At 61.3% G+C, this 13735-nt stretch carries 10 protein-coding genes; 8 read left to right on the top strand and 2 right to left on the bottom strand.

Annotated elements, in window-relative coordinates; all coding sequences use genetic code 11:
• Positions 1-240 precede the first annotated feature (240 nt).
• Together QD356_RS05280 and gorA are read right to left on the bottom strand one after the other, a co-directional pair.
• Positions 241-1230, bottom strand: a complete 990-nt coding sequence (locus QD356_RS05280) for a TAXI family TRAP transporter solute-binding subunit (RefSeq protein ID WP_054556669.1) — start codon at positions 1228-1230, stop codon at positions 241-243.
• A gap of 528 nt (positions 1231-1758) precedes the next feature.
• A complete protein-coding gene (gene gorA / locus QD356_RS05275) occupies positions 1759-3147 on the bottom strand; it encodes a glutathione-disulfide reductase (protein ID WP_192838790.1) in 1389 nt (462 codons plus the stop codon).
• A gap of 384 nt (positions 3148-3531) precedes the next feature.
• Between gorA and can the strand changes: the two genes are divergently transcribed.
• From can to pepQ, 8 genes are all read left to right on the top strand, one after another.
• Positions 3532-4185: a carbonate dehydratase gene (gene can / locus QD356_RS05270; RefSeq protein WP_192838789.1), complete on the top strand. Its 654-nt coding sequence runs from the start codon at positions 3532-3534 to the stop codon at positions 4183-4185.
• 956 nt (positions 4186-5141) lie between these two features.
• Positions 5142-6737: an ABC transporter substrate-binding protein gene (locus QD356_RS05265; RefSeq protein ID WP_107334799.1), complete on the top strand. Its 1596-nt coding sequence runs from the start codon at positions 5142-5144 to the stop codon at positions 6735-6737.
• A gap of 323 nt (positions 6738-7060) precedes the next feature.
• A complete protein-coding gene (locus QD356_RS05260; protein WP_054556671.1) occupies positions 7061-8107 on the top strand; it encodes an ABC transporter permease in 1047 nt (348 codons plus the stop codon).
• The gene (locus tag QD356_RS05255) at positions 8104-9087 is read left to right on the top strand and encodes an ABC transporter permease (RefSeq protein ID WP_052384673.1); all 984 of its coding nucleotides are present in this window, start codon (positions 8104-8106) and stop codon (positions 9085-9087) included. The genes QD356_RS05260 and QD356_RS05255 overlap by 4 nt, the downstream gene beginning before the upstream one ends.
• A gap of 20 nt (positions 9088-9107) precedes the next feature.
• Positions 9108-10160 (top strand): ABC transporter ATP-binding protein, encoded by a 1053-nt coding sequence (locus QD356_RS05250; protein ID WP_082388765.1) that lies wholly within the window; start codon positions 9108-9110, stop codon positions 10158-10160.
• The gene (locus tag QD356_RS05245; protein WP_192838787.1) at positions 10157-11248 is read left to right on the top strand and encodes an oligopeptide/dipeptide ABC transporter ATP-binding protein; all 1092 of its coding nucleotides are present in this window, start codon (positions 10157-10159) and stop codon (positions 11246-11248) included. The genes QD356_RS05250 and QD356_RS05245 overlap by 4 nt, the downstream gene beginning before the upstream one ends.
• A gap of 351 nt (positions 11249-11599) precedes the next feature.
• Entirely contained in the window at positions 11600-12511 is a 912-nt protein-coding gene (locus QD356_RS05240; protein ID WP_192838786.1) for a LysR family transcriptional regulator, read from the top strand.
• A 133-nt stretch (positions 12512-12644) separates the two neighbouring features.
• The coding region (pepQ, locus tag QD356_RS05235) for a Xaa-Pro dipeptidase (protein WP_279877044.1) at positions 12645-13735 on the top strand (1091 nt) is incomplete at its 3' end.

Here is a 13735-nt window from a genome sequence, read left to right as displayed (position 1 = left end):
CAATGACGGCGGGTGTCTCTGCTGCGCTTTCCCTGCTCGGCCTTTTCCTGGTTGGCCCTTTCCTGCGCGGCCTTTTCCTGCTCGACTTAAGTGGCCGCCCGGGAATGCAGACTTTCCACAAGCACGGAGACCGCAACGAGTGCGGTCTCCGGGAATTCCCTGTGCTCCCTGTGCTCGGATCCCTGAGCGCAGGATGAGCGCTCATGCACGGCGCCTCGCAGGCGAGGCGCGCAGGGCATATCACTCGCTCAGCAGGCCAGCTTCCTTGTAGTACTGCTTGGCGCCATCGTGCAGCGGCGCTGTCAGGGAAGCATTGACCATCTCTTCCTTCTTCAGGACCTGGAACGCCGGGTGCAGGCGCTGGAACTGATCGAAGTTGTCGAACACGGCCTTGACCACTTCGTAGGCGACGCGGTCTTCGACTTCGGCACTGGAAACGATGGTGGCGCGGACACCGAAGGTGGTCACGTCGTCATCGTTGCCGCGGTACATGCCACCCGGGATGGTCGCGACGGAGAAGTAAGGCTTCTCTTCGACCAGCTTGGTGACGGCGTCGCCGGTGACATTGACGATGTTGGCGTCACAGGTGGTGGTCGCTTCCTTGATGGAACCGGACGGGTGACCCACGACGTAGACGTAACCGTCGATCTTGTTGTCACACAGTGCGGAAGACATCTCGGAGGCCTTGAGCTCGGAGGCCACGGAATACACGCTGGTGTCCTTGTCCTGAGAGGACAGCAGAGTGTCGATGGTCGAACGCTGACCGGACCCCGGGTTGCCGATGTTCATGCGCTTGCCTTCCAGCTGGTCGAACTCGGTCACGCCGCTGTCCTTGCGAGCGACGACGGTGAACGGTTCCGGGTGCAGGGAGAACAGTGAACGCAGGTCCTTGTTCGGGCCGAAGTCTTCGAAATCGCCCTTGCCTTCATAGGCATTGTAATGCGCGTCAGACTGGGCAACGCCCATGTCCAGCTCGCCGGTACGGATGCTGTTCAGGTTGTAGCCGGAACCGCCCGTGGACTCGACGCTGCAGCGAATGCCGTGTTCGGCCTTGCCACGGTTGACCAAGCGGCAGATTGCACCACCAGCCGGATAGTAAACGCCTGTTACACCGCCGGTGCCGATGGTTACGAAGGTCTGCTCGGCGGCGCTGGCGCCTCCGGAGATCCCCATCAGGCCAAGACCTGCGGTCGCGACCGCCGCTGTCAGCGACTTCTTGATCATGGTCATGTTGAAACTCCCTTTGCTGGCTTGTTATTGGTCTTGCCGTCGTGCACCTCGATACCGGCCAAGCCCTTGCTTGTATCGCGTGTGAAACAGGCCGATTTTCAGGCTTATCCACTGCCACATGGCTGATATTTCAGTAATTTGAGGTGCATAACGCTGCACTGAGACTAGCATAGCTGAAGTGCGCGAGTACCAGCTTGTCATGCTTTATGCTACGAAAGGTGTAGGTGTTGGCAGTGAACTGCGCAGACAACGACTTGTCCCCGCCAGACGAGAATTGCCGCTTCCTCATTGCGTGCAACTTTCAGCGCGGATTCAGATAGTCGCTGCTGCTGACTGTGTAACCTGCACCGTTACTCAGTAACCATGACTCCCCTTTCTCAGTTGATTTGCTCCTGGGAGCACGCAGAAGACGCATGCAAAAACGCCCCACGGCAAGGCCGTGGGGCGTTCTGTTTTCGATGTTCTGTTTCGACGTTCAGTCTTTTCGAAGCTCGGTCATTTCGACGAGCCGTCTTTGCGACTGGCTTGTCAGGTGCGCGTGACACTGCGCATGGTGACGAACTCTTCCGCTGCCGTCGGGTGAATGCCCACGGTCAGGTCGAAGTCGGCCTTGGTCAGGCCGGCACGCACGGCGATGCCGATGCCCTGCATGATCTCACCGGCTTCATCACCGACCATGTGCACGCCGACGACCTTGTCGCTGGCATCATCGACGATCAGCTTCATCAGGCTGCGCTCATCGCTGCCGGACAGGGTGTGCTTGAGCGGACGGAAGTCAGCGGTGTAGACGCGGATGCTGTCGAACTTCTCGCGCGCCGCTTCCTCGCTGAGGCCGACGGTACCGATGTTCGGATGACAGAATACCGCTGTCGCGATGCTGTCGTAGTCCAGACCACCCACGACGCCGTCGCCGAAGTGCGCACGTACCAGGTGCATGGCTTCTTCAAGTGCCACCGGCGTCAGTTCCGGGCCACCGATGATGTCGCCCAGCGCGAGGATGGACGGGGTGGTGGTCTCGAAGCGCTCGTTGACGCGCACGGTGCCATCGACATTCAGCGCCACATCGACATTCTCGAGCCCCAGGCCTTCGATGTTCGGCTTGCGACCGGTGGCGGCGAGGATGCAATCCACTTCCAGCACCTGGCCATCGCTCAGGCGCACGCTGTAGATGTCGCCCTGTTTGTCGATGGACTCGACCGTGGTGTTGAAGTGCAGGTTGACGCCTTTCTTGGCCATCTCGTCACGCGTGAACTCGCGCACTTCGTTGTCGAAGCCGCGCAGGAACAGGTCACCGCGATAGCTTAGGTGCGTCTCGGCACCCAGACCATTGAAGATGCTGGCGAACTCGACGGCGATATAGCCGCCACCGATGACGAAGAAGCGCTTCGGGAAGCTTTCCAGATCGAAGATGCGGTTGGAATCCAGCGCATGTTCACGACCCGGGAAGTCCGGCAGGAACGGCCAGCCACCGGTGGCGACCAGGATCTTGGCCGCGGTGTGACGCTCGCCATTGACGACGACGGTGTTGGCATCGGCGATGCTGGCACGGCCTTCGATCAGCGTGGCGCCGGAATTGTTGAGCAGATTGCGATAGATACCGTTCAGACGAGAGATCTCGGCGGTCTTGCGATCGCGCAGGGTCGCCCAGTCAAAGCGCGGGGCGTCGCCTAGATCCCAACCGAAGCCGGCGCTGTCCTTGAAGGAATCATGGTAGTGGGCAGCATAGGAGTAGAGCTTCTTGGGCACGCAACCGACATTGACACAGGTACCGCCGAGGTAGCGGTCTTCTGCCACGGCAACGCGGGCGCCGGTCGCGGCGGCGGTCCGGGCAGCGCGAACGCCGCCGGAGCCGGCACCAATGACGAACAGGTCGAAGTCAAACTGGCCTGTCGCAGGCTGATGGGTCTGATCGGTCACGGGAATCTCCTTGATGAATTGGCCACATGGTATCAGGACTCGCGCGGCCTCGGGAGTCCCGTGTCGCTGGGCACGGTTACCCGCGTATCGGCCTTCAGGTTGACCCTGTGGCCTCTGACACGGTAAATATGTCCAACAAGCATGTTAGACAAAAGTTACAACGTGCTGGCACAGTGGCTAGCACCGTCATTGGCGAAGCGCTCCGCGGACGCGTAACATTGTTGCTCGTAACCATAGCGCTTTGACGTCTTGCCTGACGCTGCCGTGAACGCCTGTCTCATGGGCCTGAGCCAAGAGGCTCTGCGCCCGAGAGGCGCCACGGCCAACGCCCCTGTGCGACAACCGTCCCCTGCCCCCGTCATTTGAAAAAGTGGTCTCCCTGCCATGAGCAATATCGAAAAGCTGCTTGAGCAAAACAAGGTCTGGGCTCAATCCATGACCGAGCGCGACCCTGAGTTCTTCAAGCGCCTCTCGGACCAGCAGAATCCTGACTTTCTGTGGATCGGCTGCTCGGATTCCCGCGTACCGGCCAACCAGATCATCGACCTGCCGCCCGGCGAAGTCTTCGTTCATCGTAATGTCGCCAACCTGATCCACTACAACGACATGAACGCGTTGTCGGTCATCCAGTACGCCGTCGATGTGCTGAAGGTCGAACACATCATGATCGTCGGCCATTACGGTTGTGGTGGCGTGCGTGCCTCGATCACCGGCGGTGACAATGGCATGGTCGACTACTGGTTGCACACCCTGCGTGAGCTCTACAACCTGCACTATGACGAGCTCAAGCACCTGCCGCTGGATGAGCAGGTTGATCGCATGTGCGAACTCAATGTCCGCTCTCAGGTGCAGAACCTGGCCAGAACCAAGATCCTGCAGCGTGCCTGGGAGCGCGGTCAGAAGCTGGAAGTGCACGGCTGGGTCTACGGCCTGTCCGATGGTCGAGTGAACAACCTCGATTGCACCATCAGCAACCTGTCACAGGTGCCGCAGCTGTATCGTGTGGACCGCATCGAGCCTTTGCCGCAGCAGGACTGATCAGGCCGACGTGATCCAGCTGCCGGTGCTCAGGATGCCGGTAGCAACATCAGCGCCCTCCAACGCGCCTCCCATTCAGGAGGCGCGTCGCGTTTCAGGCCTCCCTCTTATCAAGACCGACCCTCCAGCGCCTTTCTCCCACTGTCAGTGCCTTCCTGCATCGACTGCCTTGGCGTCTATTGAATGGAACCAGACCTAGCAGACACCAGCGCTGGAAAGTCTTTCACGTGTTTTCAGCGCAGCGTTTGGGATTTTTACAGCGCAGTATCGCCCTTGCAGGCCTTCGTGGAGGGCCTCTGAGGCGCAACTTTGGTCGCAGAACGCCATGCGCACCAATCAAGTGCAGAGACTGCACGCATTGGAAAATCACTGCCTATCCTGTCGGCTTTTCTGCCGCTGATGGTGTGTGTTTATCGCCAGGTGGCCTGAAGTCTGGGTGGCGGTATTCAGCGTACGCAATGTCTCTCAACCAGCAGCGGTCGGCTGACGGAACTGATACACACCACGGCCATGCAGCGCCAGATAACCCCCTCAAATCTCGATTATCGTACTTGCTTCAAATAGTTGATTCTATTGGAATTTAATTGTCGTTAAGGCTTGCAGTGTGAACGAGACAGGTCAGTGTCACGGCGGCTTGCCCAGCATATGGCAGTGCTGAATTGCTCCGTATTGCCCTAAGAGGAAGCGCCCTCAGCTCGCGGCGTTATTGAGGTGAAAAATGGCGACGCCGTGTGACATCCGAGGTGTCGCCTCGTCCATTGCGCGCCCTGCACCAGCCTGGATGACGTTGCGTGGTCAGGAAAAGGCTATTCACCACCTGCATCCGGCTACTCAACATTTCGATTGTCCCGCGACCAAGTGACTCTCTACTGTTAGAACGCATCCTGCGCGTCTGCCTCGACAGCCGCGCAGGATCGCCACAACAACAATCAAACTACACAAGCAAAGGGATGCTCATGACCCGTCAGAATGCCCTCCAGTCTTTCTTGCCCAAGAAGACCCTGTGTGCGCTGATCGGCAGCGCGACATTGGCCATGGCGGCTCCGGCAATGGCCGAAGACGTCACCCTGCGCATGGCCTACGACGCTGACCCCGTGACCCTCGATATCCACGAACAGCTCTCCGGCGGCACCCTGCAGCTGTCGCACATGGTCTACGATCCGCTGATTCGCTGGAACAAGGACCTCGGCTTCGATGGCCGCCTGGCCAAGAGCTGGGAGCGTGTCGATGACAACACCATGCGCTTCCACCTGCGCGAAGGCGTCAAGTTCCACTCCGGCAATGACTTCTCCGCCAAGGATGTGGTCTGGACCATCGAGCGCCTCAAGAAGAGTGCCGACTTCAAGGCCATCTTCGCGCCGTTCACCGACGTCAAGGCCGTCGATGACTACACCGTGGATCTGGTGACTGACAAGCCGTTCCCGCTGGTGCTGAATGCCGCCACCTACATCTTCCCGATGGACAGCGCGTTCTATTCCGGCGAGACCGAAGACGGCAAGGCCAAGGATGAGATCGCCAAGGCGGCCAACACCTTCGCCTCACGCAACGAGTCCGGCACGGGCCCCTACAAGGTCGCGGACCGTCAGCAGGGCGTGAAGATCAGTTTTGAGCGCTTCGAGGATTACTGGGATACCGAGTCGCCGGGTAACGTCGATGACATCGTGCTGACGCCGATCAAGGAAAATGCCACGCGTGTCGCGGCGCTGCTCTCCGGCGACATGGACTTCATCGCGCCGGTACCGCCGACCGATCTGGAACGCATTCGCAAGCAGGACGGCGTGCACCTAGTCGAGATGGGCGGCACCCGCATCATCACCTTCCAGATGAACCAGGAGCGTGTCGAAGCCTTCAAGGACAAGCGTGTCCGTCAGGCCGTCAACTACGCCATCAATCAGGAAGGCATCGCCCAGAAGCTGATGAAAGGCTTCGCGACCCCCGCCGCCCAGATGTCGCCGGATGGCTATCAGGGCCACAACCCCGAGCTGACGCCGCGCTATGACGTGGCCAAGGCCAAGGAGCTGATGAAGGAAGCCGGCTACGAGGATGGCTTCGAGATCAGCATGATGGCGCCCAACAACCGCTATGTGAACGACGCCAAGATCGCCCAGGCCGTGGCTTCTATGCTGGCCAGGATCAACATCACAGTGGATTTGAAGACCCTGCCCAAGGCCCAGTACTGGCCGGAATATGATGCGCGCGCGGCCGACATGATGATGATCGGTTGGCACTCGGACACCGAAGACAGTGCCAACTTCTTCGAATTCCTGACCTTCTGCCCGGATGCCGACAGCGGTGTCGGTCAGTACAACTCCGGCAACTACTGCAATCCGGACGTCGACAAGATGGTCACCGAGGCCAACCTGGAGACCGACACCGAGAAGCGCGCCAAGATGCTGCAGGCCGCCGAGAAAGCCGTCTACGACGATGCCGGTTTCGTGCCGCTGCACTGGCAGAACCTGGCCTGGGGCGCGCGTGATGGCGTCAACATCGAGCCGGTCCTCAACGTGATGAACTTCCCGTACCTGGGGGATCTGGTCATCGACCAGGAGTGATCCCACCGCGTGAGTGAGTGACAGGCACTGAACCGCCTTGCATCGTTCAGCGCCATGTTCCTGGCCACGCACCCCTCGCGACAGGCAAGTCAGGCAACCGGAGATAGCCTAAGCGAACTCTCTGGTTGCCCTGCTGACCTGAACGCGACGACTTACCCCCGCCTGTCGTTTTCCTCGCCATCGCCTGTCGGTGATGGGTTGGGGAGCCTGTGCCCGATGGCAGGCCAGCGACAGGCGGGATACCTGACACCCAGCGTGATCGGCCAGCATGGATAGGACCGACGCGCGCGAGACCGTGATGTTCACGAGGAAGGTGGCGATCCATGATTGCCTTTCTGATCAAACGCCTGATGCACGCCGTACTGGTCATGTTCGTGATCAGCATCATCAGCTTCGCCATCCAGGACAACCTGGGCGACCCGCTGCGCGAGATGACCGGCCAGGCCGTGTCGGAAGCCCAGCGTGAAGTCATGCGCGATGAAATGGGCCTCAACGACCCCTTCATCACCCAATATCTGCGTTTTGCCGGCAATGCCCTGCAGGGCGATCTCGGCAACTCGTACTTCTACAAGCAGCCGGCGACCGAGGTGATTCTCAAGCACCTGCCCGCCACGCTGGAACTGGTGATGGCCTCGAGCCTGATCATCATCCTGCTCTCGGCCCCCATCGGGGTGTTCGCGGCGATTCGCCCGCGCAACTGGCTGTCACGCCTGTTCATGGGCACCTCGATCATTGGCATCTCTGTGCCGGTCTTCCTGACCGCCATCGTGTTGATCCAGCTGTTCGCGATCGGCGTGACGGTGGACTGGTTCCCCAGCGACACCACCTGGGGCAGTGTCCTGAACGGCATGCTGTCCACCGATGGCGGCATGCCCTCCTACGGGCGCGGTGAGCTGGTGCACGTCGCGGGCACCTGGTCGAGCGGCTTCTTCACCGCCGATGGCCTCTGGCACCTGGTCCTACCGGCTATCTCGCTGGCCTCGATCATGCTGCCGCTGTTCATCCGCCTGATTCGTGCCGAGATGATGGAAGTGCTGCAGTCGGACTACATCAAGTTCGCGCGCGCCAAGGGCATCGGCCTCAAGCGTATCTACTTCCTGCACGCACTGAAGAACACCATGCTGCCGGTGATCACCGTCGGCGGCGTGCAGATCGGCACCATGGTCGCCTACACCATCCTGACCGAGACCGTCTTCCAGTGGCCGGGCATGGGCCTGATGTTCCTCGAGGCCATCACCCGCTCCGACATCCCGCTGATCGTGGCCTACCTGATGATGGTCGGCGTGATCTTCGTGATCACCAACACCCTCGTCGATCTGATCTACGGACTGGTCAACCCCACCGTCAAGCTTGCGGGGAAACCGGCATGAGCCAATCCAATACCCAATCAAGCAACGCCCCCGTCACCCCGAAGACCAGCTCCATCGTGGTCCCCGGCCGTTGGCAGCGTTTCCGTGAGTCCTATCTGGTCTACAGCTTCAAGCGAGACTGGATGGCTCAGGCCTGTCTGCTGGTGTTCATCGCCATGGTGCTCGGGGCCTTCCTCGCGCCGTGGATCGCTCCGGCTGATCCCTATGACCTGGCCAGTATCGACATCATGAATTCGGAGCTGCCGCCGGCGTGGATGGCGGGCGGTGATCCGGCCTTCCTGCTGGGCACCGATGCCCAGGGGCGTGATCTGCTCTCCACCATCCTCTACGGCACGCGCGTGTCGCTGTTGATCGGCTTCGGCGCGGTCATCCTTCAGGCATTGCTCGGCGTGACCTTCGGGCTGCTGGCGGGCTATCTGGGCGGGCGCATCGATGCCTTCCTGATGCGCATGGCCGATATCCAGCTGTCATTCTCGACCCTGATGGTGGCCATCGTGGTGGGCGCCATCATCAAGGCGACCTTCGGTGGCGCCGCCTTCTCGGATTACGCGCTGATCCTGTTGATCCTGATCATCGGGCTGGCGGAATGGCCGCAGTATGCGCGTACCGTCCGCGCCTCGGTGCTGGCGGAGAAGAACAAGGAATACGTCGATGCCGCGCGGGTGATGGGCTTCCGCTCCCGTCGCATCATGTTCCGTCACATCCTGCCCAACACCCTGTCGCCGATCTTCGTCATCTCCACGGTGCAGATCGCCAACGCGATCATCTCGGAGGCGGCGCTGTCCTTCCTCGGTCTCGGCATGCCGGAGACCCAGCCGTCGCTGGGGTCACTGATCAAGTCCGGCTTCGACTACCTGCAGTCAGGTAGCTGGTGGATCACGCTGATCCCCGGTGGCGTGCTGATCGTGCTGGTCCTGGTCATCAACCTGCTGGGCGACTGGCTGCGTGATGTCATGAACCCGCGTCTCTACAAGGGCTGAAGCCGAGAGGAGTCAAGACAATGGCACTACTTGAAGTCAACAACCTCGACGTCCGCTTCGCCATGCGAGGCGGTGAGGTGCGCGCCCTGCGCGACGTCAGTTTCACCCTGGAACGCGGTGAGCGTCTGGGAATCGTCGGTGAATCAGGGGCTGGCAAGTCGGTCGCGGCCTTCACCATCCTGAATCTGATCGCCAAGCCCGGCTACATCGCCGGCGGCGAGATCAAGTTCGATGGCGAAGTGCTCAACACCCTCAAGCCCAAGGCGATGCAGTCGATTCGCGGCAACCGCATCTCGATGATCTTCCAGGACCCGATGATGACGCTCAATCCGGTGCTGACCATCGGCGAGCAGATGATCGAGTGCCTGAAGGCGCACCGCCGCATCTCGCGCAAGGATGCGCGCGCCATCGCCCTGCACAAGCTCAATCAGGTCTTCATTCCCTCACCGGAAAAGCGCCTGGATCAGTACCCCCATGAGCTGTCCGGTGGCATGCGTCAGCGCATTATCATCGCCATCGCGCTGCTGCTGGACCCGGACATCATCGTCGCCGATGAGCCGACCACCGCGCTGGATGTGACCATCCAGGCCGAGATCATGGAGCTGTTGCTGCTGCTGTGCGAGAAGCACAACGTCGGGCTGATCCTGATCACCCACGACCTGGGCGTGGTCAGCCAGGTCACCCAGCGCACCCTGGTGATGTATGCCGGGCGCGTCATCGAGCAGGGACCGACCCGCGAGATCATCAATGATGCTCAGCACCCCTACACCCAGGGGTTGATCAACGCCCTGCCCCAGATGGCCACTCCGGGCAGCCGTCTGAACCAGATTCGTGGCTCGATGCCGACCCTGACCAAGATTCCAGCCGGCTGCGCCTTCAATCCGCGCTGTGATTTCGCGGCGAATATCTGCCTCGAGAAGGTGCCGGCCTTTGCCCATTCCGGCAACTGCAAGGTGGCCTGTCATATGGTCGATGCCATGGTGGCCGGCGAGCGCTGGACCCCGATCATCACCGATGCCAACGGCAATGGCGCCACTCCCACTGATAGCCACCGCACGGAGGTGAACGCATGAGCGCGGCAATTCTGAAGGACGCTCAGTCCTCCTCCCTGTCCTCCTCCCAGGCCTCCACGCGTGTGGATAGCGCCGAGCTTGGCGAAACCCTGGTGGAAATTCGTGATCTCGAGAAGCGCTTCTCGTTGTCCGGCGACTTTCTCGAACAGCTGACCTTCGAGAAGGGACGCCTGCGTCGCAAGCAGGAATACGTGCACGCCATCAATGGCGTCACGCTGGACGTCAAACGCGGTGAGGCGCTGTGCGTGGTCGGGGAATCCGGCTGCGGCAAGTCGACGGTCGCGCGCACGGTGATGGGGCTGCTCAAGCCCAGTGGTGGCGAGGTCCGTTTTGACGGCACCCGCATCGACAATATGGCCCCGCGGGACCTGCTGCCCTACCGCCGTCGCATGCAGATGATCTTCCAGAATCCCTATGCGTCGCTGAATCCGCGCATGACCATCCAGCAGACGCTGGAGGAGCCGCTGCGCTTCCATCAGCCAACGCTCAAGGATGGCGAGGTGCGCGACAAGATCGAGGAGGTGATGCGCTCGGTGGGCATCGACCCGGACTGGGGCAAGCGCTTCGCCCACGAATTCTCCGGCGGTCAGCGTCAGCGAATCTCCATCGCCCGCGCGCTGGCGGTGGACCCGGAATTCATCGTCGCCGATGAGCCGATCTCGGCGCTGGACGTGTCGATCCAGGCGCAGGTGCTCAACCTGATGATGGAGGCGCAGGAGCAACGCAACCTGACGTATCTGTTCATCACCCACGACCTCGCCGTGGTCGAGCACTTCGGCACCCGCGTCGCGGTGATGTATCTGGGCACGCTGTGCGAGCTGGCGGACACCCGTTCACTGTTCGCCCGCCCGCGTCACCCCTACACCCAGGCGTTGATGTCGGCGATCCCGCGGCTGCACGATGACAAGCCCAACCACATTCGCCTCGAGGGTGAGGTGCCGACGCCGGTCAATCTGCCTTCGGGCTGTGTCTTCCATGGCCGTTGTCCGCATGCCAATCAGCGTTGCCGCACGGAGATTCCGCGCCTGATCGCCACGGAAACTGGTCAGGTCGCCTGCCACGCCGTGGAAGAAGGCCGCATCGACTGAAGTGATGGCAGTGACGAAAGTGATGACGGCGATGTGATGGGCGCCATCGATCATTGTGTTTCCGGCCCCAAGCAAGGAAAGACCGCGCAAGGTTGCCATTGTCATCGGCAACCTTGCGTCTTGCGCTCATTGACGATTGCATCTCGCGTTTTGTGTGGGCAAGATTTCGCACATCCATCACTGACCAACAGGTCAATTGGCGCCATTGCCCACGATGCTTGAAGAAGATTCAGCGTGGCACCGGGCCTCGATGACGCATCCCCAAGATACTCTGGTGTGACACGTCCGAAGAGATGTGCGCCCGACCTCCTGACATGGCCTGTTTCCAGGCCGACGAGGCACTCCGATTACATGGAAATTCGCTGGCTCGAAGATTTCATCGTTCTGGCTCAGACCCGACATTTCTCGCGGGCGGCCGATGCACAGAATGTCTCTCAGCCCACCTTTTCCCGCCGCATCAAGTTGCTGGAAGAGGAGATGGGCACCACCTTGATCAATCGTCAGACCCTGCCGCTGTCGCTGACTCCCGCCGGAGACGAGTTTCTCCAGCTGTGTGAGCAGATCACCGAGCGCGTGCGCATCACACGCGAACGCCTGCAGGACATGGCCCAGCAGCAAGCCAGCAAGATATCGCTGGGGGCACCGCAGTCTCTGGTGTCCCACTTCCTGCCTGATTGGCTCGATCAGCTTCAGTTGCGTGAACAGGTGCTGCCCTATCTGCGTGCCACCGGCTGGCTGGCGGCCGACTACTTCCACGGGCTGGATCGCGGCGAATGTGATCTGGCGCTGTGCTATTGGCCCCAGGCACGGGTGGACCTGGGCTTTGAGCTGGACAGTTACCAATACCTGGTAGTCGGCGAAGAAACCTTCATTCCGCTGTGCGCGCCCGGCGCGGATGGCAGTCCCCGCCATCAGTTGCCGGGCACGCGGCGCAATCCGCTGCCGTTCATCAGCCCGCATCCGCGCGCCGTCATCGCCACCTCACTGATGGCCCATCTCGCTCAGGTCCCGATTCAGGCGCATCTGGTCACCATGAACGAGAATATCCAGGCGGCCAACATCAAGGCGCTGGTGTTGCAGGGCTATGGCATCGGCTGGTTGCCGCAGCGGCTGGCCGCAGAGGAAATCGCCAGCGGCAAGCTGGTGCGTGCCGGTGACCCGCGCTGGGATCTGAGCCTGCATATCCGCCTGTATCGCCCGCGCGTGCCGCGCCACGACAGTGTCAGTGAACTCTGGCACCAGCTGGAAGCCCGTTTCTCGTGAGTCATCCGGGCAGGAGGGTCGACGGTGCCGACTCAGCGGCGCTCTCCCCTTCATTCCTACATTCTCCCTCACCTCACGCCATTGACGTTCACTCCTCCAGGTCAGGCGTGCCGACCGTTTGCAAGGAAACATGATGTCTGACAGCCAGCTCAACGACCCGACACTCACCCACGCCGCGGCACACCGCGCGCATCTGGCGGCGCTGCAATCCGGCTACGAAGTTGCCATGCAGCAGCATGATCTGGACGCCATCGTGCTGCACAGTGGCAAGCCGAAGCGGCATTTCGCCGATGACCAGGATGCCAGCTTCAAGTCGCATGCCCATTTCCTGCACTGGGTGCCGATGGCGGGCCTCAGCGATAGCTGGCTGGTGATTCGTCCGGGCGAGCGCCCGACGCTCTACCTCTATGCCCCCGATGATTTCTGGCATCTGTCACCCAGCCTGCCGACGCCGGACACTGCGCCCTGGGCCGAGCAGTTCGAGATCGTCCATCTGCGCAAGCCGACACTGCCAGAGCGTCCCGAGGGTCGCGTGGCGTTGCTGGGTGAGATCGCAGAGCTTCAGCCGCAGGTGGTCAGTGAGCTTGAGGCACTGCCCAACCCGGTCGGCCTGGTGCGCCAGCTCGACGAGGGGCGCGTCTGCAAGAGCGAATTCGAGATCGCCTGTCTTGAAGAAGCCAGCCTGCGCGCCGCGCGTGGCCATCTGGCTGCCCGGCGCACCTTCATGGAGGGCGGCGCGGAGCTCGATATCCAGCTGGCCTATCTCGGCGCGTCGCGCCAACGGGAATCGGATGTGCCCTACGGCAATATCGTTGGTCTAAACGCGCATGCCGCGGTCCTGCATTACCAGCATTATGGCTTGCAGGCCCCCGCCGCCCGTCACAGCCTGCTGGTGGATGCCGGCGCCAGCGTGCACGGCTATGCCTCTGACATCACACGCAGCTGGGCGGGCGATGATGCGCTGCCGCTCTATCGCGCGCTGATCGAGGGCGTAGAGGCGCTGCAGAAGCGTCTGATCGCAAGACTCGCGCCCGGGGTGGACTACGTCGACCTGCACCTCGAGATGCATCGCGAGCTGGGTGAGCTGCTGCGGGAACTGGGCGTGGTGTCCCTGCCCGCCGAGGATCAGGTCGCACAAGGCATCACCGCAGCCTTCTGCCCGCATGGTCTCGGGCATCTGCTGGGGCTGCAGGTCCATGATGTGGCGGGTCGCATTCCTGACCA

This window comes from Cobetia sp. 2AS (genome assembly GCF_029846355.1).
GTDB lineage: Bacteria > Pseudomonadota > Gammaproteobacteria > Pseudomonadales > Halomonadaceae > Cobetia > Cobetia amphilecti.
This window is presented reverse-complemented; position numbering and strand designations above follow the sequence as displayed.